The organism is Longitalea luteola (assembly GCF_017356035.1).
Lineage (GTDB): Bacteria > Bacteroidota > Bacteroidia > Chitinophagales > Chitinophagaceae > Niastella > Niastella luteola.
Genome location: NZ_JAFIQX010000004.1, coordinates 420,140 through 444,709, shown reverse-complemented (window position 1 = coordinate 444,709; position 24,570 = coordinate 420,140). Strand labels below are relative to the sequence as shown.

The following is a 24,570-nucleotide window of genomic DNA, read 5'->3' as shown; positions in this document are numbered from 1 at the left end:
CAATTCTCAAGTGATGTATTTTTAGAGATTGGTTATGGAACAATAACCGGTAAAACGCCGGGCAGGCATTCAGCCTGTAAGGAATAGATCTTGCCCAGGTACTCGCCATCTACCTGGAAATGCACGCGGTGCCTGGAATGTACTTCAACGCCCGAGGTGGTGAACAGTTCTGTTTTTGCCGGGTCGAATTCTTTGTGAGTGATCATCATTTTAATGATCTCACTGAAAGCAATCTTTTTGATCACAACGATCTCGAATTTACCGTCATCCAGTTTACCATTTGGATTGATCACGGCGCCGGTGCCGTATTTAGTGGCATTGGCAAGCACTACCATGGCGGCATTCCGCCTGACGGCCTGCTTTTCGCCAGCAATGGTCACTTCCATATGGCGGTGCCGGAACAATACCTTGAAGGCTGCTTTTATATAGCCCCACATGCCTCGTTTGTTGAACGTTTCAAAGGTCTTTACTACGAAAGCGTTAAAGCCGATATCGCTCAGGTGAATGCACAGCTCATTATTAATGCGGATGAGATCAATATTTTTTATGTTGCCTTGTGTAATGATGTCCAATGCCTTTTCGGGATTGGTGCCAATGCCCAGTTCTTTGGCCATGCCATTGGCAGAACCGGCAGGCAATACTCCAACGGGCACATTACTGTTCAGCATGCTTTCTGCAACCAGTTTAAGGGTGCCGTCTCCGCCCACTGAAATGATGCTGTCTGGACTGTGTGTTTTGTATTGTTCCTGTATTTGTTCCCTGGTGAATGGCGCTTTTAAATGATGAATTATTATGGTGTGAGGTTTGTTGTTGAAGTATTGCCGGATAGTTTGGTCCCAGTCCGGTTTGGTTTTACCGGCAGTGGCATTGATGATGAATAACAATTTCAATGGCGGGTTGGTATACATATTGGTGACCGGTTATATAGTGCTAACGTCATTAAATCCTTTAAGCCGATGAAGATAAAAGTATACCAGGGGTATGGCCATACGAAGAACCTGGTCATTTACGGGCACGTGTTGAAAAAACAACCGGCTGAACATACCCATTATTCCAAAAACAAACTGGTAAATGCTTTATATCTGCTGCGTTTGTTTTTTGTGAAACCTTTTCCCCAAACCCGGGTAAAGCTGCGTTGGGGAAGCCAGGAATTTTTCACGGTTACCGACGATGAAGGATTTTTCAAGTTTGAATGGAGCTCGGAATATGAATTGGACGCAGGCTGGCATAACGTGACGGTTGATAGTATCGATGAAGCAGGCGCCGTTATTGCCAGCGGAACCGGCAGGTTGTATGTGCCCCACAGCACCCAGTATGTGTTTGTTTCCGATATCGATGATACGGTAATGGTTTCTCATACGGCCACTACCTTCCGAAGGATGTGGGAGCTGCTCAGGCATCCGCATTCGCGCCGCCAGTTCAAACACATGGCTGAATATTACCAGGCGCTTGCACAGGCGCAAACGGAGGACCATATACCCAACCCTTTCTTTTATGTATCAAGTAGTGAATGGAACCTCTACGATTACCTCACTGAGTTCTTTATGTTCAATCGCATGGCTGAGGGTATATTTTTATTAAGCGAGTTGAAAAGAATATGGGAATTATTCCGGAGCGGACAAACAAAACATGGCGGTAAACAGGTACGTATTGAACGTTTGCTGAGCGTGTTTCCCAAAGAACAATTTATTCTACTCGGCGATAATTCTCAAAAAGATCCGGAGATCTATACCGGTATTGCCGCAAAATTCCCCCAACGCATCTTCGCCATTTACATTCGCAATGTGCGGCCCGAAAAAGCTGTAATGACCGCCGGCCTTTTGCAAAGGGCACAGCAACAGGGTGTGCATACCCTGCTCTTTGAACGTACTGCCGAAGCCAAATCGCATTCTGAAAAAATAGGGCTGATCTCCTGATCGATATAATCGATTTTCCTCATGTCATGGCCCTGAAAGGCCATCCTGAAAATTATTTTTATCCTGAATAGATATTTGAATGTAAACGGTTACATATTACAATACGCTTGTCTCTACGGGAATGTAGACGTTGTTTATAACTTTATTTATGTAATCGGTTACATCAATGGCCGGAGTTCGTTAAATTTAGTATCACTAACAAATTTTGCCATCATGAAATCAAACACCTTCCTATCCGAAGTAACCAGGATGGTTCGCTTCGGCGCAACGACGCTTCTGTTCGTTGCCAGTTCATCCATTTTACCTGGTTGTAGCAAAGAAAGTGCTCCCGCACCCGCAGTTCCGGGCGAACGGCTGACCGGTTTTGTTAAAGACGATGCCACGCCTGAAGATCAGGGTACCATTAACGGCTGGTTCTGGTCGTTATACCGTGAAGGCGGCTCTGCCAGTATCACTCATGGTTCAGGCGGTAACTTCGCTATCAGCTACAACAATGTGAACGATGTGGTGGGCGGAAAAGGCTGGAGCACCGGCGCCTCCCGCACCATCGGGTACAATGTAGGCGCCCTCAGCGGCAGCTACAATTTTGTAGGTATTTATGGCTGGACAACCAACCCGCTTATTGAGTATTACGTGGCGGAGAAAGGCTCCATGACCGGTGGAACCTCCTTTGGCTCCGTGAGCAGCGACGGACACACCTACAGCTGTTACAAGAGCCAGCGCGTGAACGCACCTTCCATTATCGGCACTGCCACTTTCTGGCAATATAAAGATACCTGGGGCGGCGCACCTACCGGATCAAATCAAAAAGTTACCATGGGCAACCACATCAACAACTGGCGCAGCAGGGGCGGACAGGGCTTTGGTAATCACAACTACCAGATCCTTGCACTGGAAGCATGGGGCAACAGAAGCGGCTATATAAATGCCACAGTATGGCAGCAATAAATTATCAGGTGCAGCCCTGATGCAGCTTTCGGCAATGCTCATGGATTGCAGGCTATTGCGGCCTGCAATTTTTTCTATCAGTTAAAGGAAACATGTAATGAATAAACTGTTCCTCGTTCTGGCAACGGTAATGATCGTTGTCATAAATGCCTGTTCGGAAAAAGCGCCTGCTCATTTTGTATACATCAAGGGCGGAGCTTTTAAAAACAATAAGAGTAACTACTATGGAAAAAGTGCGCCTATGCATGACTTTTATATTGGCAAATATGAAGTAACCCAAAAAGAGTGGCAGGTTATCATGGGCAGCAATCCCGCTACCTTCAAAGGCAATGAACTGCCTGTTGAAACCGTAAGCTGGTATGACTGTATCGAGTACTGTAATAAAAGAAGTATCCTGGAGGGCTTACAGCCGTATTACACAATTGAAAAGAATAAAAAAGATCCGGGTAATAACAATGAGCTGGATGATATGAAATGGATGGTAACGATCAATGCGCATGCCAATGGCTACCGGTTACCAACAGAGGTTGAATGGGAGTATGCTGCCGGCGGCGGCCAGTTGAGTAAAGGGTATATCTACAGCGGTGGTAATTCCATAGATGAAATAGCCTGGTACTGGAAAAATTCAGGCAATAAATACCTGACAGGGTATTGGGTGTGGGCTGCCCTCGAAAAGAACAACAACAAGACAAAACCCGTTGGTAGCAAAAGCCCCAACGAATTAGGATTGTACGATATGTCGGGCAATGTAAGAGAATGGTGCTGGGACAGATACCTGCCCCAGGGGGCCGACACCCCGCAAGGGCGCATTTGGAAGGGCGGTGGCTGGATGGGCGCTGATTTTTGCTGTGAACCTTCGTTCCGGGCCGACTACCAGGCTAATGGCAAAGGCCCCGACCAGGGTTTTCGCATTTGTCGCAATGTTCTCTTTTAACAGGCAGTGTATGTGATCAGAAGTAAATAAATGTAATGATCCAGATGGTGGCCAGGATCATCAATGCCTGATAATAACTCCAGAAAGCGCCCATATCATTTTCCTTTTCATAATGCGCCAGGCTGACAAACACGCCAATAATGGGGATCCAGTATATTAGTTTATTGTTCATAAACCAATCTCTCCTGTACTAAAGGTACACCATTTTCCCCAATCGCTATCGCGGGCCTTGGCTGCCTGTCCAAGCTGCCACCTTGCGGTCTGGTGCCCCAGGCGGCGTGCTGGTGTTATAAACTGAAAACCACTGCCCAGGTAAAATAGCTTAGTGAAATGCTTATTTAACAAATCAAACTTTGTATCTTCATAGACTCCTGCCTTATACAACAGCTTCGTTCGCTACCACCATTGAAGACCAACACTATTCTTAACTTCAAAAAAGTTTACCATGAATGAATCAACAACCATGCAGCCAACTGCGGTGAACCCTAACAAAGCGCTCTGGGAAAAAGGCGATTTTACCCGCATAGCAGAAACCATGCGGGAAAGCGGTGCGGCACTCATCGAAAAACTTGGGATCACCAGCGGAATGGATGTACTGGATCTTGGCTGTGGTGATGGAACTACCGCGCTCCCTGCGGCCCGGCTTGGCGCCAATGTAACTGGTGTAGACATAGCCAGCAACCTCGTGGCTGCGGCTAACAAACGCATCCAGGAGGAGGGTCTCACCAATATTACCGTGCGCGAAGGGGATGCCACCAACCTGGAAGGTATACCTGATGAAAGTTTTGATTTGGTAGTAAGTATCTTCGGCGCTATGTTTGCCCCGAAGCCATTTGATGTGGCCAAAGAGATGGTAAGAGTAACCCGCCGCGGCGGCAGGATTGTCATGGGTAACTGGATCCCTAACGATCCAACACTGGTGGCACAGATATTGAAGATCAGTTCTGCCTATACACCACCGCCACCGGAAGGATTTGTGAGCCCGATGTTGTGGGGTGTAGAAAGCCATATCATAGAGCGGTTTGGCAAGGCCGGTATCCCACCGGAAAATATTTCCTGTGAGCGCGATACCTATATTTTTATGGCCACATTTTCACCTTCCGAAATGGTAGAAAGATTCAAGAACTATTATGGACCTACCATGAATGCCTTTGATGCAGCGGAAAAAGAGGGAAAAGCGGCCGATCTGCAGCGTGAACTGGAAGAATTGTTCAACCGGGAAAACAGGAGTGGAAATAATGAAAGCACTTCCATTCCCGCCACATTCTTACGGGTAACGGTTAAACGCTAAAAAAACAATCAGTAATGTCGGCACATAAAAAAAGCCTTCCGGTTCAATACGTGAAGGCTTTTTTATTTTGGCAAACTTTTTTTTTCAGACCGTTGTAATCAGCTTGTATGATAAAGATCGCAACGTTTAATATCAATGGAATCAATGGACGATTAGCAGTGCTGCTTCGCTGGCTCAAAGAAGCAACACCCGACATCGTTTGTTTGCAGGAATTGAAAGCGCCGGCTGACCGGTTTCCCAAAGCGGCTATCGAGGCTGCAGGTTACCAGGCGGTGTGGCATGGACAAAAAGCATATAACGGTGTAGCCATCCTTTCCCGTTCTTTTCCCATCCAGGAGATCAGGCGGCAATTGCCTGGCGACAAAACGGATGACAGCAGTCGTTACCTGGAAGCTATCGTTGGTAAAATGGTGATCGGATGCATCTATGTGCCGAATGGAAACCCATACCCCGGTGAAAAATTTGAGTTTAAACGGAAGTGGTTCAAAAGGCTTTCAGCACATGCCAAAGCGCTGTTGAAACATGATGTACCCGTATTGCTGGTAGGTGATTTTAATGTAATGCCCACGGAGCTGGATGTTTACAAACCAGAAAAATACATCAACAATGCGCTTTTCAGAAAAGAGATCAGGGCCGCTTATGCGAAATTGCTGACGCAGGGGTACACCGACGCATTGCGAACCTTGTTTCCCACAGAAAGGATCTACACATTCTGGGATTATTTACGATTCGCGTGGGAACGCAATGCCGGGCTCAGGCTTGATCATTTCCTGCTAAGCCAACACCTGGCCGGCCGCCTACGCCAGGGTGGAGTTGATAAACACGTCAGGGGTTGGGACAAAGCCAGTGATCATGCACCCGCCTGGATAACGTTGCGGTAAATCAAAGCCCTTAGCGAAACCGAAGCAGAAGGACTGCCTGTTGTCTATTGTTTATTGTCTTTTGTCTATTGTGAACTGGCTATTGTCAATTGCTTACTGTATTCCCAGGATCGGTTTACATGCTATAAAGTTATCGATAAGCGCTGGCGAATAAGCTCCCTCAAATTCACCAAAGCCCATCACAAAAGCCGGCGCCGGCATGAAGAAGCGGATAGCGTTCGTAACTTCTTCGAGGTATTCCGTTGCATAACCATTGGTGATCCTGCTGGAATTAATGGCAGTCTGGAAATAAGGTGATTGTTCTGATTTCAATACGAGGAAGGGGATTATAAAAGGAACATATTTGCTCAATGCCGGATTCTCTTCATACGTCAACCGGGTATCGGGCCAGATGTTGAGCTCATTAAAAGCAGGCGAAGCGCTGGTGGTATAAACGGCCCGCTCTTCTTTGATCATCCGGAATATTTCATCCTTGTTGTTTTTGATGGCCATTTTTATATAGGCATCTGTCCAGGTGGTAACTCCTTTGGCGTTGATGGTAAAATAGGGGTGGAAAGAGTTGGTGATGCATACGCCCCCGATATTACCTATTACTAATTGATACAGGTTATGAAAAGCCTGTATGTCGTGCGAGGTGCGATTGGGATCGTTTGAAAACCCGTACAGGTAAAAAAAACGGAAATCGTCGAGTTCGAGCTGTGTCCTTTCGGCATATGGGATAGATACGATCTCTTCCTTAGCCTTTTTAAAAATACTTAATAAAGCCATGGTTTCTCTCAATTGGATTTTATATAATACGTAAATATAAACGTTGTATTGTATTGATGCAAGCCTAAATGGCTTCTAACTGGCTGCTGTAGCGCCCTTGAGGCTGTTTGAAGGGGCGGGAAAGGGGGTTAGAAGCTACTGCCAGGGCCAAATGTAAATGGCGTTTTTACCGGATAAACGCCCGGAAATGCGCTATAACCGGGCGTATTTCTTCGATAAACGGAAACGGAGGATACGGTGAATAAGTTTATATGGAAGTGCGTCTAAAAATTCGATTAATTTTTTGAAAAAGTTGTTAAAAAACGTTAATAGGCAGCTGCTTTATTCGGTATTGATCAATGATCGAACCATGCTGCCGGAACGGTTTTATCGTGCTGAAAGCTGTGGTGCATTCTCAAGCGCATTGGCAATGGCATTCAATAACCGTTGCCGGCTATCGTCCTGCCGAAGCTCCCAAAATAATAAACCATTGAGTCCTTTGCTCAGCGCGTATTTTGTTTTATGCGCCACAGAACGTTCATCATCAAAAGTGGCAAACTGCTTTGTTTCAGGATTGAAGCAATACGGCACTTTCGCAGTATCATCCCAATAACCGGTAAAGCCACCCGCTTCCGCAAATCGCCGCGGATAGCTTTTATACACCGCAAAATCCTTAAAGACGGCCGGCCGGTACAAACCATGATCATTGGTATCAGCAGTGATATACGTGCGCGCATAAAACGCCGCACCAATGACCACTTTATTCCGGGCAATACGTAAGGAATCTAAAAAACGGATGGTGTTATCAATGGAGGTAACCTGAAAAGGCGTGGAGTACAAAGCCGAATGATGGCCGGTAGCAGCACTCTTCCTGTTCACCATATCGTATGACATTAAATGCACCCGGTCAACCAGCGGCATTACCTGCTGCCATTCTATGGAATTGTATAAATATTCCGGGAATACGCCCGCAGCAAAACTCAGCTCATAACGATTGCCCAGGGCTTGTCGAACGGCACTGATCAATTCAGTGAAATTTTGTTTATCGGCCGGGCTGTACGGGTGTCCGGCCGGGCCTTCATCGATGGCCGGATATTCCCAGTCGATATCGATGCCATCTAATTGGTATTGCTGCAGAATGGCCAGCACCGATTGGGCAAAAGCTGTTCTGTTGCCAGGAACAGCAAAGACATTGGAGCAGGTTTTGCAACCTCCCCAGCCGCCAAAAGCCAGCGCTACTTTTAATGATGGATTTTTTTTCTTCAGCGAAACAAGCTTCTTCAAGATACTGCCTGCAGCAGCACTAACATAAAGCCGGTTATTTTTAAGCAGGGCAAAACTGTAAATGATATGAGTAAGCGGTTGTATATCGTAGCGATCGATGTCAGTACTATTGCCACTGTAATAAGCAATAACAGAGAAAGGCCGGCGGGCAGTATCCGCCGCTTCACTGTATCCCGAAATACCGGTAGCAACGAGTAACCATAATAAGAAGCGCATTTTTCACACATTGAAATTCCCATGCCAGCGTGGCGCCAATCTGCCATTGCTAATAAGAACAGCCAGTGCGCCGGCATTTAGTTCAGTAAAATAATAAACTGTATTAAGGTTTATATTGTGCTATATTAAACCGTTAAAACACCTTTTTTTATTACCTGAAGAAGATATGTTCATAACGGTGTGTTATATATGAAATAATTTACTACCTTGGCATTCCCTAAACGCCCCTAAGTGATTTTATTCAATTGATATCAATGTTCTGCCTGGTTTGAGCTCCCTATTACTGGCATCCATACCTGAATACTTATCTTACAAGGCTTCTGTATAATTAGTCAGCTGTTTCACCAAAGATCCCATAAGCATTTAATCAGCTACCACTTACCATACGACTCTGTCCTGCTGCAGATACCAGCGGGGGCGAATTCCGAAAAGCCTTATGAGTAGGAGTAAACTATTAAAACATTTCAAATGAGTACGTTTTTAGACTTACAAAATGGATGGTATAATGGTTTCATCCAGGGAATGGATCAAAATGCAAATGCATTTCAGATCATTCAGCCGGCGCCCCCTATAGCAAGCGGATCGGCAGCTGATGCTACGCTCTGGGCTTATTTTAACAATATTCCGCCATTATCGCTTACACAACAATTTATGGCCAGTGGTGGTAACCAGTTCTATAGCAACTACAGAGCATTAATGTCTGCACTGGTGCCATCCAGGAATGTGAATGTGCAGGGAGATATTGGGGCTGATAATTTTAAAGAGTGGCAAAAATATGTTCTGGGTTTGTCCACACCGCCAGGCATGAACCAGATACCCACATTATTCCGCAACTGGGCCATGATCTTTGCACCACAGGTTGCCAATATAGGCTCTTCTGATTATGCCTCGATCTTACTGGATCCTATTGCTACTGCTCAAAATGAATTGACATTAATATACACCGATCTGAACGGGCTTCCGAAGCCATTTACCTGGTCGCTCAGTTACACCGATCTGATCACGCAATTGAATAGCAGCCCTTCAAGACAATTCAGCTTTGACAGCAGTAATATGAATACCAATGTGAGCACATCCTGGACAAAGGGTTCCAATGAGGGCTTTTTTGGATTGTGGGGTGAAAGTACGACTACCACTTCTATCAGCCAGCAATTCGCTGCCAGCCATGTAAAGGTTACTGCCTCCTTTGATAATGTACTCGTATTTAGCAATACACCAGGCCTGTGGTATAACTCCTCTGCCATGGCGCTGGCTTTTGCCAACAAAACCGGCAACCCATGGAGCCCTCAATCATCCATCAACTGGGACAATACTTTCGGGTCTAATGGCAATATGCAACGTTTTGCAGCGAACCTCATCATTGCATCCGGCATGTCTGTTACGGTAACATCCGACGCATCTTATTCCGCCCAGGATCAGCAAACGATCAGTTCCAGCGGGCATGCAGGTTTCTGGCCATTCTATTCCGGCAGCAGCGGCAGTTCATCAACCAATACAATAACCTTTAACCAACAGGGACAACTGACCATTACTACATCCAGTGTAAAAGGTGTTCCCATTGTACTTGGCGCAAATGTGCTGCCGGTTGCACAATTTGTAGGTCACTCAGCTGCTATGAGCAATTCATTGTATGCAGCTGCCAGGAGCTTCAAAGCGCCGAAACCAGAAATGGCTGAAGCGTTCGCTAATTAAAAACAAGTAATAACAGATCATAAAGAAGAGGCAACCTGAATAAGGGAACTGCCTCTTCTTTTCTATATATTCATTTCGCCTTTTGCAGATCATCGCTTATTATTAAAAGCTTTATGATGGCCACCAATAACCTTTCCTGTGACAGCATCACAGGAATTACGAATGCCTGGTACAACGAATTATGTAACAGATTGAACTTGTCAACCGGATATTTCCAGCTGTTTCAGCCCGTTATAGTTCCGGAAAATAACCAGGAACTATGGGCTTTTATAGACCTTGTTCCGCCAAAGACGTTGAAGTTCAATTACTGGTATTACCATCAGCCGGGCTTTTTCGGTCAATACGCCGCAATAGCTGACCAACTGCAGCTTCCTGAAAGCGCCTTCGAGAAAAATATCGGGCAAACTACCTATGCAATGTGGAATAGCTATCTGCAAAGTTTACCCCAGCCGCCACCTGAAAATACATTGCCAACGGTCTGGTTTCAATGGGCGCTCCTCCATGCGCCTGCAGTGGCAAATATTGGCCGCTCCGGTCTGGCCTCCGAAATACTTCTCAAAAGCGGCCGCAAAGCTTTAACACCGTATCAGGGACCGCATGCGAAATCACCTGATTATTCGCCGGCATTTCCGGAACTGTTTACGATCCTGCAGGTTTCGCCACCGATTGAATTTTCGTTTACCTGCGCGAATGGCAACCCCGATGTGTCAAATTCCTGGGTGACCGCTAACGATCCCAACCTGTTTGGTATGTGGACAGGCAGCTGGTGTGGATTCCTTATAAATAAAAAATTTGCACAAAGTAATATTTCAGTGTCGGCCAGGTTTGAACAGGCTGCTGTTGTAACCATTACACCTGGTGCCTGGTACGATTCAGGCGTGTTGCATCTTGCATTGGCTTCTACATCGGTGCCGCCATGGAATTCCATTACGGCGTGGGATACCTGGTTCGGTCAGGATGGCGTGCTGAATTACGCTATGGGCTCGGTATTGGCCGTAGACGGCTTATCGCTCACGCTCACGTCAGATGCGGCTTTTACCAGCCAAGAGCAGGCTGTTCTTCAATCGCAGGCCAGCATGGGGTTCTGGCCAATGTACTGTCCCTCGAAACCGGCTGTAATTAAAAACAGGGTTTCTTTTGATGCGGGTAAAATGACCATTACCTGCCAGGCTGCTCCCGGAAATCCGATCTTGATAGGGGGGAATGTGGTAAGAATAGGTCAGTACCTGGGCGGAAACTAATACTGCCGGCGCTCTGCGCCGCACTCATTTCTTTAGATCGAAAACCACCTTCGCATTTTTTTGCCGGCTCGATGAAATAAAAACTTCGTAACGGGTGCCGGGCGTATTGATCACCATGACGGAGGTATTGGGTGGAATGGAACCCAGGTTCTCCGCCACCATAATGAGTTCATGATGGCTTTGCGCTTCATTTACAGCAATGGCGAATGAGATCGGTTTTTCAGATAGCCGCATCTTCGATTTAATCAATTTGTTGTTATGGTATATGCTAACCGTATCATCATCTATTTCACCATTGTCATAGCAACTGATGTTGATCTCGCCGGCTTCCGTCTCAATTTTCTTCACCAATGTATTTTCCCTGTTTTTCAATACCAGGGGCATTACAGGTATGGCTATCGTAGATTGTTTTACCGGTTCAATGGTTTTTGAAATGATCACAGGTTTCGGTTTTATCACCGGGCCCGGCTGAACTTTTTTTTGCGGGAAAGTGGTTGTTTTCGGTGTGACTGTTTTGGAAGCTGTAAAACGTTTTGTCGCGGCAGGCGTTTTTTGCGTTGCTGCAACCGGCTTTTTCACACATTCCCGGAAGGTGATATCATCTATGGCAAAGTCGTTTCCGCAGCCTCCCGGCACATGGTTGGCCATCACCAGACGCAATGTTGCCGGAGATGCAGGGGTGGTAAAATAAGCCCGGTGCTGTTCCCAAACCGGCACTGCGATCCTGGGCAGATCCTTTGTAACTATATTGGCAACCGGCCTGCCTTCCGTTGTCTCCAGCCGGATGTTCAGGCTCGGCAGCAGTATGGACGGGCATTTTTTCGTGGGCTTGCATAAATTGATCACCCAGAGGGCAAGTTCATATTGCGTATTGCTCTTCAGTCCAATTACCGGGATGTTCATAAAAGTGCCTCCATCCGGTGCTGCGTTCACCAGCAGCATATTGCCATCAGCATCGCCTGCGGTATGATCTGAGGAGAGCGTATGCCAGTCATCACTAAAACATCTGCTGGTATATGAAACAAAAGAATAATGTCCGTCAGAAGGGCAGGAGCCGGCAACCCGCCAGTAATTGGAAAGATTGGCGGTATTCGGGTCACGCACGTTACCGCTACCGAAATGGATGGTGAATTGGGATGGCCTTAAAATACAATTGCCTGGTTGCGCCTTCGATAAAAAGGTGAAAAGAAGAAAAATGATTATGAAACCAGGCTTCTTCAAATCTTTTACACTTTGTCTTATAAGTTACTACAAAAAGCGATCATTTTTCAGTTCATGGTATGAAAGGTAATTTTAAGGGATAGGGTGGAGTGCTGCAGATCTCAGGAATTGCAATACTTCTGCACCAGCATTTCTATCATTTCCCGGAACCCTTCGAATGTATCGGGTTTGGTAATGATCTGGGTGGCGCCGATATCGAAGCATTCATTGGATAAACGGCTGTCGTTATAGGTAGAGTAGATGACGACGGGGATGTGATTGAAACGGTCGTTCTTCTTGATAAGCTTCAGGGTTTCCTTTCCATTCAACTGCGGCATGTTCTGATCAAGGATCACCAGGTCGGGTAGTTTAGGTGTATTCTCCAATGCATGGAGGATCTGCACGCCATTGTCTACCACATCAAAGTGAATATTTCTGTTGGCGGTCAGTTTTTTCATGATCTCTGTGAAGATCCATTTATCATCTTCATCGTCTTCCGCTAACATTATTCGCTTAAATACTGTCATTTCATTTCGTGTTTACCTGGCAGATTGCTCTATGGGAAGTATAATGGAAAAAACCGCTCCATGCCCTTCCTGGCTGTTTGCTGCAACCAGGCCGTTATGTTTTTCCACAATCTTTTTCACGATCGCAAGACCGATACCTGTACCTTCAAATTTGTCTTTCGAATTCAACCGTTGGAACAGGTCAAAGATACGGTTCCGGAACTGTTCATCAAAGCCTATACCGTTATCCTTAACGTCAATATGGCACCAGCGGCCTTTATCTACCGGTGGCGCAGTGAATGATTTTTCATTTATGCACCAGGCAGTAATGGTGATCACCGGCGGTACGTCATTACGTGCGAATTTGAGCGCATTGCCAATGAGGTTCTGGAACACCTGCTGAATATGCGGTTTTATCACTTCCAGCTGTGGAATATCTGACACCCTGATCTCCGCATTCTTATCGCGGATGACCATTTCAAAATCTTCCCGTACTTCCCTGATGATCTGCCCTATGTCGGTCTTCCTGAAGCCGGTAACGTCGTTCGACAGCTTTGAAAAATGCAGGATATTGTTCACCAGCGCTTTCATGCGCATGGCAGACTGCATGATCTTGTTAAGGTATATGACGGTTTCCTCGGGAAGATCCCCTTCATGACGGTCTTTCACCATCTTGGTAAGCATATGGATCTTGCGAAGCGGCTCCTGCAGGTCATGGCTGGCTACAGAAGCGAACAACTGCAGGTCGCGGTTGCTCGATTCCAGTTCCCGGTTGGTTGCCTGAAGCTGTTCTGTACGCTGTTTTACTTTTTCTTCCAGTTCTTCATTCATGCGCTTGATCTCCAGCTCGGCCTTGCGCAGTGCGGTAAGGTCGAGCATGGAGCCCAGCATGCGGTAGGGCACCCCAAATTCATTATGCAGGATATAAGCCCTGTCCAGCACATTGGCATAGTCGCCATCGGCTTTCCGGAAGCGGTATTCCTGGCTCCATTGATGATAATTTTCATGAATGGCGGTATGAATGCTGGTTTGTAGTCGCTGGCGGTCATCGGGGTGAACATGTTCCAGCCAGGCCTTACGCGTCATTCCCGTTTCTGCATAACCGAAGGTTTTGCGGAACGCATCGCTCCACCATACTCTGTCGGCGGTAAGATCCCAATCCCATAGGGTGTCATTGGTGGCGCGCGCCACAAGCCGGAAGCGCTCTTCGCTGAAAGACAGTTCCCGCGTGCGGTCCTTCACTTTATCTTCCAGTTCTTTATTGAGCCTGCGGAGGTGTTCTTTCACTTCGTTCAGCTCACTGTAGTTCTTGCGGATCTTCTGAACAGCCTTCTTTTTATCGGTGATGTCGGTAAACGTTATAACAAGGCCATCCGGCATCTTCGCTGCCGTAAGTTCAAACCACATATCCGTCCCGTCGATTACCACGTCGCGGTGCAGTTTAACGTCATCCAGCACTACCGACAAATACTCCGAGAACAACTCTGGTGTGCTCAATAACGGCGCTGCGCTGCGCAGTCTTTTGCCGGTTAGCAATACATCTTTGCTGCCGAACCATTCTTGCGCTTTTTCGTTGGCTGCATCTATCATGAAGTCTGTGATCTTTCCGCGTTGGTCAGTCACGGTATGCAGGGCCAGAATGGCGCTGGTAGTGGCATTGAACACGCTGCGGATGATATTGTTCAGGTTCGTGATGGTCGTGATATCTACAAAGGTGATAATGATACCTGCGTACTTTTTTTCCCGGGTGATGTAAGGCATAATACGCAACAGGAAGTTCCTGCCTTCGTGCAGGCTGATCTCCTTTTCGACCACTGTGCGGGTATGCTCTACATGGCGGATATCATTTAACAGCTGGTCGTACTTGAATTTGTTGGAAATGTCGGAGAATGGACGGCCAAGATCGGACTCGATAAAATTGATGATCTCTGTTGATGCAGGGTTGAACTTGCGAATGTTCAGCTGTGCATCGAGAAAGATCTGGGCGATATTCGTACTGCGGAAATAGTTGTTCAGGTCATCGTTCAGTTCTACCAGTTCCTTGATCTTTAACTGGTGCTCAGTGTTGAGCGTGTACAGTTCTTCGTTCAGCGATTGCAGTTCTTCATTTGAGCTTTGCAGCTCTTCGTTGGAGGAAAGCAATTCTTCGTTGGAGCTCTGCAGCTCCTCGTTGGCCGTTTCAAGGTCTTCTACCGCCAGTTGCAGGCTGTTCTTGGTTTCTGCCAGTTCGGCCTCAAGGTTCCGTACGTAATCATAATCATATTCCGGTTCGGGCCTTTCCACTGGAAGCTCTACTGGCGGTACGGCCCTGCTGAACATGACCAGCGTATAATCGTGCCCGCTGGCTATTACAGCGGGCTTCAGCAAAATATTCACGGCGCGGGCATTATCCCCTTTGCCAAATACAATATAATTCAGGTAAACAGGTTTATTGCTCTTCCACGCTTTGCGCACTTCCCGGTTCACGATCAGAGAAAGATCCTGCGGCAGCATGCGTATCAGGTTCAGGTTAAGCATTTTCTTGGGCAGGGAAAGCAGGTCCTCATAATTGCCCATGGTTTCATGGATCTCGAAGTTGCGGTCGATATAAAAAGCTATATAGCCGAGGTCTTCCAGGAATGCCGTCCGCATTTCTTTCCAAAGATCTTTCTGTCCTTTTGTGCCTGCATCCTGCGGCGAACTGCCATGCCGCTGCATTTTTACGGGGCTTGATACACTGTCGCCAAAGGTTACCCGTTGCTTTATGTCAGCCAGTTTTTTAAAGATCTTCCACTTCGGGCTCACCTGCTGTATGGCGCTGTTCTTGCTGAACGGCGGGTTCTCGCTGGGGCCAAGAAAGAGGAAACCATCTTTGTTCAGAGAGAATTGCAGCATGGCGTAGATCCTGTCCTGCAGCACACTGTTCATGTAAATAAGCATGTTGCGGCAGGTAACCAGGTCGTTCTTGATGAACGGCGGGTCTTTGGTAATGTCGTGCCGCGCAAATACGATCTGTTTGCGCAGCCGCTGTACGATGAGCCAGCCTTTTGCCTTCTTTAAAAAATACTTGTTCAGCAAATGCTGCGGTACATCATTTTCAATGGAAAAAGGGTACAGCCCCACAGAAGCAATGTCGAGGTTGGCCGTATCAATGTCTGATGCAAAGATCTTTACTTCTATCTCTTTTCCTGTTTCTTCCAGTACCTGGTCAATGGCCATGGCTATGGAATAGGCTTCTTCTCCGGTGCTGCAGGCCGATACCCATACTTTAAGCTGATCACCGCTTTCTTTTGAGGCGATGAGCTCGGGCAGCACTTTTTCGCTAAGTACTTTATAAGCTTCTGCATCGCGAAAGAACTTGGTTACGCTGATGAGGAAGTCATGGGCCAGCTCCTTACATTCTGCAGGGCTGTTTTCCAACAGCTTCACATACTCCTGGGGCTCCTCGATGCTGTGCTGCAGCATTCTTTTATTGATGCGCCGAAGGATGGTCGGTGTTTTGTAATAATGAAAATCCTGACCCGCGTATTTATAGACCAGCTCAAATATTTGTGCGAGCGTTTCCTCATCGGGCTCTTTGGCTTTCAGGTGTTGTTCCGTTTGGAATATTTCCTTTACGATCGCTTCGGCAATACCGGCCGGTGTGTCTATGACATCTGCATAACCCGAAGCCAGGGCGCTGTTGGGCATGCCGTCGAATTTGGCAGAGGCAGGGTTCTGAACCATCACTGAGCCTCCATTCTCTTTAATGGCGGCAATACCTCTGGTGCCATCGGTTCCGGTTCCTGAAAGGATCACGGCGATCGCCTGTTCTTTTTTATCGGCAGCGAGTGAGTGCAGGAAAACGTCTATTGCGTTATTGGGCGCCTTATCGTTCACTTTATCAGATAACAGCAATTTCCCTTTCTGCATACGGATCTGTTTGTTGTTGGGGATCACGTACACACTGTTTGGCAACACCGGCATATTATGGGCGGCTTCCAGCACTTTCATGTGTGTTCTTCTGCCCACGAGATCTACCAGCAGGCTTTTGTAATCCGGCGAAAGGTGCTGGATCACTACAAATGACATATTGCCCGTCGGGGGCATATGATCAAAGAACTCCTGGATGGCTTCCAAGCCCCCTGCAGAAGCTCCTACTGTGATCACATAATGTTTTTGCGTCGCTTTCATTGCTGTAATGCCAATGGTTCGGGGTTTATCAATTCATAAATAAAACTACGCAGATTTTCTGCCGCCATTATTTCTTCAGGCAGCCAGGGTTTGGAAAATCCTTTTACATGCTCCTGCCACAGCTTGAACGAGTGGCGTGGGTGGTAGATCTTCGGATCCTTGTCGAAGAAGATCCGTTCTTCCGGATTGCCGCCCCAACTGGTGGTGCGGATGAATTCTTTCCGGAAAAGAATGAGGTATTCATCCTGCGCGGCTTGTATCGGTATCACCAGCATGCCGCTGGCAATGTCCTGGTATTCCGCTGCCATATCATATATGCCCGACAGTGAGTCGGTGTAAAATACTTTGCGAAGGTTCTTGAGGTGAAGCCACAGCACCAGGTCTTCCAATTGTGAGGCATTCGGTACCTCACCGGCTGTTTCTTTTTTATTTCTGTAAGTTATGACAACTCCCTGCGCATCGAAAAGATCCAACACATGCGGTTTTTCGTGCAGCAGGCTTTTTACCAGATTTTTACTCTGATAAATATTTTCGATCAGCTGGGTATAAAGGCTGTTGAGCCGGGCGCTCAGGTCTTGAACTTTCTGGTGGTAAAGCAGGTTGATGCGTGCCGAAATTACGGTCGAGAGAAATTCAAGCACCGTGCACAGCTGGTTGTCTATGCGCCGGGCTGTTTTATGGTGACAGGCGATCAGGCCCCATAAGGCGCCGTCCTTTAATAATCGCACAGACATGGACGCCATCACCTGCATGTTCTTCAGGTATTCTACATGTACTGCCGCCACCCCCCGAAGGTTGCATTCAGACATGTCGAGGAAGGTGTTGGTGATGGGATTGATCACCGGGTACAGTTTTACCGGTTTGAAGTCCCTGTCGGGAATGAAGCGGTACGGATTCTTCTGGTACATATCACGCGCCGGCTTGGGAATGTCTGATGCCGGGAATGTGAAGCCAATATAAGATTCCATGTCCGGTTCCATAGCTTCAGCCAGCACATTACCATTCCAGTCCTGGTCAAATGCATAGATCATTACTTTATCGAAACCGGTGATCCTTTTCAATTCCGCGGCTGCAATGGTGCACACCTGCTTTATGTCGGTCGCAGATTCTATCTGGCTGATGGTTTCGCGGAGCGACTGGTATAATGCACTGAACGAGGATTCGGTATCTGCCGCAGGCTGGTTCTCCATTTCCACGATCACCATATTCTCTTTTACATGCAGCAGGGTGTTATAGCGTTCTCCTTTTATTTCCCACGCTGTGGCATATTTGCCGTTGCCTTTTTGAAGGTGCTCCTCCAATACGTGGGAGGCAGCTGCGCCAATTAGGTCCTGCACCGGTTTGCCGGCAAGGTTTTTAAATGGTGATCCAAAGAAAGCTTCTGCATTTTCACCCAACTGCTCTATGGTGAGTTTGTGCCGGTCAAGCACCAGAAGGACCCCATACTCCTGGGTAGTATTGATAATATGGATGGGGATATTGCCACAAAATTCGGAGTCATATTTAGAAAACTGGCTCATACTGGTCGATCCACGCTTTGAATTTTAAAAATGTTTGCCGGGCCGTATCGGCTGCTGCTTCCTGGTCTTCTTTTCGTGTAAGCGCAAGCAGGTATGTGCGGAATTTATTCCACATTCCATGGGCATTTTCCCCATAACAATTGAAAAACGAAAATCCCTTTCCTGCAGGGATATCCGGCAATTGTGCCCTGATCATTTTTGCAATGATCACACCACCGAGTGTTGAGCCTTCCAGTACGTATGCGGCTCCCAGAGCCTGGGCATAGCTGTTGATGTCCGGTGTATCAACCTTCCCCTGCTGGTTTTTGCTGTCCCCGCCAAGGTCCCTGATATCCTGCAAAAGCGCATTCGATTTCCGGCGCTCAGCAATGTCAGGAATAAGGTCTTTTTTCAAATATTGTTCCATTTGAAGCTCGAGTGCATGATAATAGCCATGGAACATCCTTAAGAGGTGGATATACTGTTCTGTGGTATGAATGTTTTTAATGATGCCGATCAATTGCTTCTCCAGAGCAGCATGCTCCGTCTTCGTGTGCAATTTTATGTATTCCGGTAATGTGCGATCTGCCACTTGTACCATTTGCCTGCAAGATAACCCGAAATTGCATTTATAAAATCGATCGTGTAAATATGAAATATATAATTATATCCTTGTTTCGTAATTGTCGCTGTTGACGTTTGTAACAACCTCAAGGACTGCATCGATCGACTGGGATGTATACTTAATGGAGATCTTTAAAAGCTCACACAGCTGTTATGGGATGGTCGTCATGCGCTGCAAACGTTTACACAGGTTGGGATAGATCAGATCGAAGTAGACTTCGATTTCTTAATCTATATCAAATGACTTCACGTGGTACTCTGACAAAAAGGACTTACCTTTTATTAAAATTTTTCAGCCATGATCATAGTACACGACATTTTTATTTGTAAACCAGGCAATGCTTCCAAACTGGCTAAACTATTCAAAGAAGTGATGGCCGATAACAAGGAGTTTGTAGATGTATTGACCGATATGACCGGTCAGTACAACAAGGTAGTAATGGTAAGCAAATTCGACAGTCTGTCTGCTTTTGATAAAAGCTGGGAAGAAATGGGCAAAGACCCTGAAAAAACGAAAAAGATGCAGGAGAAAATGGCCGGATACACCGATATGTATTTGACCGGCTCCAGGGAAATATACCGGGTCTGGTGATCACGGTAAACGCTGCCGTTGTTCATCAGAAAAGCTTGCCCGGACGTAACGCCAGCCATACAGGTTCCTCAGCCGGGGCTTCTCCGCAAACCGGTTTTTTTAGCCTAATTTTGCGGAAATCATTTGATCTTGAGTGTTCCTGTGTTTTTGATTACTCCGCCTTTCACCCAGCTTAATACGCCGTATCCGGCCACGGCTTATTTGAAGGGTTTCCTGAATACTAAAAATATCCGTTCCTTTCAGAGCGACCTGGGTATCGAAGTAACCCTGGCCCTGTTCTGCCATGAAGGGCTGCAGGAACTGTTCAACCGTATCAACCAGCTTGAAAAACCATTGTCTGACAATGCCGCCCGCATAGTGGCCTTGCAGGAAGATTATATCCATACGATCAACGAGGTTGTCCTGTTTCTGCAGGGACATAATCCCACCCTGGCGCACCGCATCTGCAAACGCGATTTCCTGCCTGAAGCCAGCCGTTTTGCGCAGCTGGGCGACCTCGACTGGGCATTCGGTTCCATGGGTACCCAGGACAAAGCCAAACATTTTGCCACCATGTACCTGGAAGACCTGTCGGACCTCATTAGTGAATGTATAGATGAACATTTTGGCTTTAGCCGGTATGCAGAAAAACTGGGGCGCTCTGCCAACAGCTTCGACGAACTGTACAGCGCCCTGCAAAAGGAAAACACCTTCATCGATGAATTGCAGATCAGGCTGCTGAAAGCGCACATGGAAAGGTTAGCACCGAAACTCGTAGCCATTTCCGTTCCTTTTCCCGGCAACCTGTATGCTTCCCTGCGTTGCGGTCAGTGGATCAAACAACATTACCCCGAAGTAAAGGTGGCGATGGGCGGCGGCTTCGCTAATACAGAATTGCGTTCCCTTTCCGATCCGCGTGTATTCGAGTTCTATGATTACATCACCCTCGATGATGGCGAAGCGCCCCTCGAACAACTGGTGCATCTCGTAGAAGGCCGCTGTTCCGCTTCAGCCCTGAAAAGAACATTTACCCTGCAGCATGGAACCGTGCAATTTATAAACAACCAAAGCTGCGCCGATTACAAACAGGCGCAGGTGGGCACACCGGACTACAGCGATTTTCTTCTGGATAAATACATTTCTGCTATTGAAGTAGTAAACCCCATGCACCGGATGTGGAGCGATGGCCGGTGGAACAAACTAACGATGGCGCATGGCTGCTACTGGGGCAAATGTACTTTCTGCGATATTTCCCTTGATTATATCAAACTCTACGAACCAATAGCCGCCTCGCTGTTGGTTGATCGCATGGAAGAGATGATGAAACAGACCGGACAGAACGGTTTTCATTTTGTGGATGAAGCTGCGCCACCGGCCATGATGCGCGCACTGGCGCTGGAGATCATCCGGCGCAAACTAACGGTGAGCTGGTGGGCCAATGTGCGATTTGAAAAGAGCTTTACCCGCGACCTCTGCCTGCTGCTGAAACGTTCAGGTTGTATTGCTATTTCCGGCGGACTGGAAGTGGCCAGCGACCGTCTTCTTGCGCTTATTCAAAAGGGGATCACCGTAGCGCAGGTGGCACAGGTGAACAAACATTTTACAGAAGCGGGCATTATGGTACATGCTTACCTTATGTATGGTTTTCCCACCCAAACCGAACAGGAAACGATCGATTCACTGGAAATGGTTCGTCAAATGTTCGCCGCAGGTGTACTGCAGTCGGCTTTCTGGCATTTATTCACCATGACGGTGCATAGCCCTATAGGAATGGAACCGGAGAAATTCAAAGTAAAAAAAGCGTCGGCACTTGCAGGCAGCTTTGCCAACAATGACCTCGTACACATCGATGAGACCGGAGCGGACCACGAAGCATTTGCGTTTGGTCTGAAGAAATCGCTGTTCAACTATATGCATGGCATCGGCCTCAACGATCCCTTGCAAAAATGGTTTGATTTTAAAGTGCCGAAAACAAAAGTAGCGCCTGACTATATTCAGAAAGTACTTGAACAGGATATCTATACTTCTCCAAAACCCAGTTCCAGGATCGTATACCTGGGCAGGCCGCCGGTCATAGAACAATTTACCAAAACTAAAAAAGGCAATAGCTGGGAAATGACCTCGCTTACCTTTCAGGACAAACGCGAGCAATACAGCATCAGTGTTGGCCGCGAACAGGGCATCTGGCTGGCCGGAATGCTCAACGCACTGTCGATCACCAATCCCAGGGTGCTTACGCTGCAGGATGTAATGGACAGTTACAAAGCCGCCGGACTGGAAGACTTTGAGCTGTTCTGGGACAATAAACCAGTAAATACTTTACATAAGGTTGGTTTGTTGAGGTTATAAAGTTGATGCATAGGGTATACATATAAATATTGTTTCTTACCGTCACACTACATTCTTCTACGTATAATTACGCCGGTTGTTTTCCTGCTTCTTTAGTAAATCTACTGCTGTTGCGCATAGGCAAACAAGATAGCAATGCGGCTTAACCTATTGACTCACTGGATAAAGTAGTTAATGTAATAATATACATCTAGCAATAATGCAGGTGTATACACTTAGGGTAAAATAAAAATAAATATTAAATCATATAAAAGCTTTTGGTCTTATAGTTTAATTAATATATTTGTTTTATTTCCTATAGATGGGTCCTGGAACAGGCAGTGTGAACGATAGTGATAATAGGATAAAAAGTGACCGGCAACCAAGAGAAAAGTTAGTCTAAACCATTTTTCAATAATAAGGTGCTGCCAGCCCGGAGATTTACTGGCAAATCCATTTCAGCTTTATTGCTATTTAGTATTGACATTGGTTTAGTACTCTTTTATATCAATCCGTATTTATGAAAAAAATTGTACTCATCCAATTCCTGGCTCTTTGGGTGTATGGGGGTAATTCACAGGTCATGACACCCGTAATTGAGGGAAAATTCGGGATAGAAGCCGATGCACAAGCCAACATGTTCATGGGCGTTAACAGCCCATGCAGCGATTGCGATGACTGGTTTTACAAACAGGTTCCCAATGGCGGCAACAGTTTGTTTGTAATTGATACCACAGGCGCTGCAGCCATCCTCGCCGGTTATCAGTCCAATGCAGCCAACAGAAATATACCGTTTTACCGCAAGATGGGGTATCCCTCATTTTATCAAACAAATGGAAGGACTTTAATTGATGCAGTATTTGTCAGGGATTACCATGACTATGACCAAACTGCGTTTACCGCCGGCTCTAATAAGAACGGCGATAGTCCGGCAGACTGGACCGGCGAAACGAGCAATATGCTCCCGAAAAATGATATCCTTGACGTATTCCTTCATTTAAGGCGCGAAGGGCCCAACTATGATCCTTCAGATCAACTCTGGCTGTTTGGCGCCGTCGCTATAGAAGGTACTAACGGCAACCGGTATTTCGATTTTGAACTCTACCAGACAGATATTTTTTATACCCGCAGCACAACCGGTTTTACCGGTTATGGTCCTGATGCAGGGCATACGGCCTGGAAGTTTGATGCCGCCGGCAATGTAACGCAGGTGGGCGATATGATCTTTGCGGCCAATTACAACGGCGGGCTTCAAAACATCGAAGCGCGGATCTGGGTAGATGAAGCGGAACTATTAAATACAATACCAGCAAATTTTGACTGGACCGGCACCTTCGGTGGCGGTAAAACCCAATATGGATATGCCGGCATTCAGCCTAAGAACGGCGACCCGTTTTACTTTGGCACTGAAAACGCTGCTCCTACCTGGGGCGGCCCCTGGTGGGTGCCACGCGCCAATGGCGGGCTGGTGCAGTCCTACGCCACCGGCCAGTTTATGGAATTCGGCATAAACCTTACGGTGCTCGGCCTCGATCCTGTTAGTTTGATGGGAAAAACGCCCTGCGGCATACCATTTAGTAAGGTAATGGTTAAAACAAGAAGTTCAGAACAATTCACTGCGGAATTAAAAGACTTTATTTCTCCCTTCGATCTGTTTTTACCGCCAAGTGTTGATATTGCAGCCGATGTTCCCATATTTTGCGGCGCTGTAGGTGTCAGCAATATCTCGGTTACTAATCCATATTCTACATCCATCTACAACTGGACCACCACCGATGGATCAATTGCAGTCAATAACGGCACTTCTATAACGGTGGATCAGCCCGGTACTTACAAAGTAACCCAGGTGCTGGAGAACAATTGCCCGGCCTATGCGGTCGACAGTGCTACCATTGTTTATGATCCAAGCTGTGCTGTACTGAACAATAACAAAATAAATGTTACCGGATTACTAAATAATGGGTTGGTTAATCTCGATTGGTCGGTGACCTCAAATAAGAGCATTAAGAACTTTACTATAGAGAGAAGTACCGATGGGATCCATTATACGCCTGCAGGAACGGTGAGTGCAGATACGAAGTTAACTTATAGCGCTTACAAGGCCACAGATGAAGTATTCGGGGTTAAATCCTCAAAAGTATACTACCGCATAAAAATAACCGGTCATAACGGAGAAGTGCAATACAGTAAGGCGGTAGAAATATCATTATCGGTAAATGCATTATCCGTAAAACTGACGCCTAATCCGGTAAAAAATGCAGTACTGATAAATATTGCATCCAATGCTGATAAAGATGTGCAGGTGTTTATTTACGATGTTACAGGAAACCTAATGCGATCAATTAACACCCATGTTCAAAAAGGATTCTCAACCATTAAAATGAATGATTTCGATACCTGGGCAAAAGGCATCTACACCGTAAAAGTGCTGTCAGGTAGTGATGTGCTGGTGGAAAGAATGCTTTTAACGAAATAGATCATTATAAAAAAGGGATGCGCTTTTTTCGGGAAGCTGCATCCCTTTGTTTTATACAGCTGGC

The 24,570-nt window shown here is 46.6% G+C and carries 19 protein-coding genes; 10 read left to right on the top strand and 9 right to left on the bottom strand.

Going from position 1 to position 24,570, the window contains the following annotated elements; all coding sequences use genetic code 11:
- Positions 1–32: 32 nt before the first annotated feature.
- Positions 33–908, bottom strand: a complete 876-nt coding sequence (locus JUB15_RS13190; protein ID WP_207512963.1) for a diacylglycerol/lipid kinase family protein — start codon at positions 906–908, stop codon at positions 33–35.
- 48 nt (positions 909–956) lie between these two features.
- Between JUB15_RS13190 and JUB15_RS13185 the strand changes: the two genes are divergently transcribed.
- From JUB15_RS13185 to JUB15_RS13175, 3 genes are all read left to right on the top strand, one after another.
- Entirely contained in the window at positions 957–1,916 is a 960-nt protein-coding gene (locus tag JUB15_RS13185) for an App1 family protein phosphatidate phosphatase (RefSeq protein ID WP_207512962.1), read from the top strand.
- Between the two features lie 213 nt (positions 1,917–2,129).
- Positions 2,130–2,864, top strand: a complete 735-nt coding sequence (locus JUB15_RS13180; RefSeq protein ID WP_207512961.1) for a glycoside hydrolase family 11 protein — start codon at positions 2,130–2,132, stop codon at positions 2,862–2,864.
- A 97-nt stretch (positions 2,865–2,961) separates the two neighbouring features.
- Entirely contained in the window at positions 2,962–3,798 is an 837-nt protein-coding gene (locus JUB15_RS13175) for a formylglycine-generating enzyme family protein (RefSeq protein ID WP_207512960.1), read from the top strand.
- 16 nt (positions 3,799–3,814) lie between these two features.
- On the opposite strand, the gene JUB15_RS13170 is transcribed toward JUB15_RS13175, so the two are convergent.
- Positions 3,815–3,970, bottom strand: a complete 156-nt coding sequence (locus JUB15_RS13170) for a hypothetical protein (RefSeq protein ID WP_207512959.1) — start codon at positions 3,968–3,970, stop codon at positions 3,815–3,817.
- A gap of 273 nt (positions 3,971–4,243) precedes the next feature.
- Between JUB15_RS13170 and JUB15_RS13165 the strand changes: the two genes are divergently transcribed.
- Positions 4,244–5,089: a class I SAM-dependent methyltransferase gene (locus JUB15_RS13165; protein WP_207512958.1), complete on the top strand. Its 846-nt coding sequence runs from the start codon at positions 4,244–4,246 to the stop codon at positions 5,087–5,089.
- Between the two features lie 107 nt (positions 5,090–5,196).
- Positions 5,197–5,970 (top strand): exodeoxyribonuclease III, encoded by a 774-nt coding sequence (gene xth, locus JUB15_RS13160; protein WP_242696331.1) that lies wholly within the window; start codon positions 5,197–5,199, stop codon positions 5,968–5,970.
- Between the two features lie 93 nt (positions 5,971–6,063).
- Here xth and JUB15_RS13155 read toward each other — a convergent pair whose 3' ends face one another.
- Together JUB15_RS13155 and JUB15_RS13150 are read right to left on the bottom strand one after the other, a co-directional pair.
- Positions 6,064–6,738: a hypothetical protein gene (locus JUB15_RS13155; protein WP_207512957.1), complete on the bottom strand. Its 675-nt coding sequence runs from the start codon at positions 6,736–6,738 to the stop codon at positions 6,064–6,066.
- Positions 6,739–7,104: 366 nt separating this feature from the next.
- Positions 7,105–8,217 carry a glycoside hydrolase family 18 protein gene (locus tag JUB15_RS13150; protein WP_207512956.1) on the bottom strand — a complete coding sequence of 371 codons (1,113 nt, stop codon included), beginning with the start codon at positions 8,215–8,217 and terminating at the stop codon, positions 7,105–7,107.
- 468 nt (positions 8,218–8,685) lie between these two features.
- On the opposite strand from JUB15_RS13150, the gene JUB15_RS13145 reads away from it, so the two are divergent.
- Together JUB15_RS13145 and JUB15_RS13140 are read left to right on the top strand one after the other, a co-directional pair.
- Positions 8,686–9,909, top strand: a complete 1,224-nt coding sequence (locus JUB15_RS13145) for a hypothetical protein (RefSeq protein WP_207512955.1) — start codon at positions 8,686–8,688, stop codon at positions 9,907–9,909.
- 116 nt (positions 9,910–10,025) lie between these two features.
- Entirely contained in the window at positions 10,026–11,150 is a 1,125-nt protein-coding gene (locus JUB15_RS13140) for a hypothetical protein (protein WP_207512954.1), read from the top strand.
- Between the two features lie 24 nt (positions 11,151–11,174).
- Here the strand turns inward: JUB15_RS13140 and JUB15_RS13135 are convergent, their stop codons facing one another.
- The 5 genes from JUB15_RS13135 to JUB15_RS13115 all read right to left on the bottom strand — a co-directional run bounded on the left by JUB15_RS13135 (position 11,175) and on the right by JUB15_RS13115 (position 19,099).
- Positions 11,175–12,371: a hypothetical protein gene (locus tag JUB15_RS13135; RefSeq protein WP_207512953.1), complete on the bottom strand. Its 1,197-nt coding sequence runs from the start codon at positions 12,369–12,371 to the stop codon at positions 11,175–11,177.
- Between the two features lie 101 nt (positions 12,372–12,472).
- Positions 12,473–12,877 carry a response regulator gene (locus JUB15_RS13130; protein ID WP_207512952.1) on the bottom strand — a complete coding sequence of 135 codons (405 nt, stop codon included), beginning with the start codon at positions 12,875–12,877 and terminating at the stop codon, positions 12,473–12,475.
- Positions 12,878–12,889: 12 nt separating this feature from the next.
- Positions 12,890–17,008 carry a chemotaxis protein CheB gene (locus JUB15_RS13125; RefSeq protein ID WP_207512951.1) on the bottom strand — a complete coding sequence of 1,373 codons (4,119 nt, stop codon included), beginning with the start codon at positions 17,006–17,008 and terminating at the stop codon, positions 12,890–12,892.
- A complete protein-coding gene (locus tag JUB15_RS13120) occupies positions 17,005–18,528 on the bottom strand; it encodes a GAF domain-containing protein (protein ID WP_207512950.1) in 1,524 nt (507 codons plus the stop codon). Before JUB15_RS13120 ends, JUB15_RS13125 begins: the two co-directional genes overlap by 4 nt.
- Positions 18,512–19,099, bottom strand: a complete 588-nt coding sequence (locus JUB15_RS13115; RefSeq protein WP_207512949.1) for a biliverdin-producing heme oxygenase — start codon at positions 19,097–19,099, stop codon at positions 18,512–18,514. Before JUB15_RS13115 ends, JUB15_RS13120 begins: the two co-directional genes overlap by 17 nt.
- Positions 19,100–19,429: 330 nt before the next feature.
- Here JUB15_RS13115 and JUB15_RS13110 point away from each other — a divergent pair, with 330 nt between their 5' ends.
- The 3 genes from JUB15_RS13110 (at position 19,430) to JUB15_RS13100 (ending at position 24,506) form a co-directional block, all read left to right on the top strand.
- Positions 19,430–19,723, top strand: coding sequence for a hypothetical protein (locus JUB15_RS13110; RefSeq protein WP_207512948.1), 294 nt, complete (start codon positions 19,430–19,432; stop codon positions 19,721–19,723).
- 129 nt (positions 19,724–19,852) lie between these two features.
- Positions 19,853–22,051, top strand: coding sequence for a B12-binding domain-containing radical SAM protein (locus JUB15_RS13105; RefSeq protein WP_207512947.1), 2,199 nt, complete (start codon positions 19,853–19,855; stop codon positions 22,049–22,051).
- Between the two features lie 499 nt (positions 22,052–22,550).
- Positions 22,551–24,506 (top strand): T9SS type A sorting domain-containing protein, encoded by a 1,956-nt coding sequence (locus JUB15_RS13100; protein ID WP_207512946.1) that lies wholly within the window; start codon positions 22,551–22,553, stop codon positions 24,504–24,506.
- Positions 24,507–24,570: the final 64 nt, after the last annotated feature.

Coding starts and splice junctions, on each gene's coding strand:
- JUB15_RS13170 (WP_207512959.1), bottom strand. CDS start 3,970: ATGAACAATAAACTAATATACTGGATCCCCATTATTGGCGTGTTTGTC.
- JUB15_RS13130 (WP_207512952.1), bottom strand. CDS start 12,877: ATGACAGTATTTAAGCGAATAATGTTAGCGGAAGACGATGAAGATGAT.
- JUB15_RS13125 (WP_207512951.1), bottom strand. CDS start 17,008: ATGAAAGCGACGCAAAAACATTATGTGATCACAGTAGGAGCTTCTGCA.
- JUB15_RS13145 (WP_207512955.1), top strand. CDS start 8,686: ATGAGTACGTTTTTAGACTTACAAAATGGATGGTATAATGGTTTCATC.
- JUB15_RS13165 (WP_207512958.1), top strand. CDS start 4,244: ATGAATGAATCAACAACCATGCAGCCAACTGCGGTGAACCCTAACAAA.
- JUB15_RS13110 (WP_207512948.1), top strand. CDS start 19,430: ATGATCATAGTACACGACATTTTTATTTGTAAACCAGGCAATGCTTCC.
- xth (WP_242696331.1), top strand. CDS start 5,197: ATGATAAAGATCGCAACGTTTAATATCAATGGAATCAATGGACGATTA.
- JUB15_RS13120 (WP_207512950.1), bottom strand. CDS start 18,528: ATGAGCCAGTTTTCTAAATATGACTCCGAATTTTGTGGCAATATCCCC.
- JUB15_RS13185 (WP_207512962.1), top strand. CDS start 957: ATGAAGATAAAAGTATACCAGGGGTATGGCCATACGAAGAACCTGGTC.
- JUB15_RS13100 (WP_207512946.1), top strand. CDS start 22,551: ATGAAAAAAATTGTACTCATCCAATTCCTGGCTCTTTGGGTGTATGGG.
- JUB15_RS13190 (WP_207512963.1), bottom strand. CDS start 908: ATGTATACCAACCCGCCATTGAAATTGTTATTCATCATCAATGCCACT.
- JUB15_RS13180 (WP_207512961.1), top strand. CDS start 2,130: ATGAAATCAAACACCTTCCTATCCGAAGTAACCAGGATGGTTCGCTTC.
- JUB15_RS13140 (WP_207512954.1), top strand. CDS start 10,026: ATGGCCACCAATAACCTTTCCTGTGACAGCATCACAGGAATTACGAAT.
- JUB15_RS13150 (WP_207512956.1), bottom strand. CDS start 8,217: ATGCGCTTCTTATTATGGTTACTCGTTGCTACCGGTATTTCGGGATAC.
- JUB15_RS13175 (WP_207512960.1), top strand. CDS start 2,962: ATGAATAAACTGTTCCTCGTTCTGGCAACGGTAATGATCGTTGTCATA.
- JUB15_RS13155 (WP_207512957.1), bottom strand. CDS start 6,738: ATGGCTTTATTAAGTATTTTTAAAAAGGCTAAGGAAGAGATCGTATCT.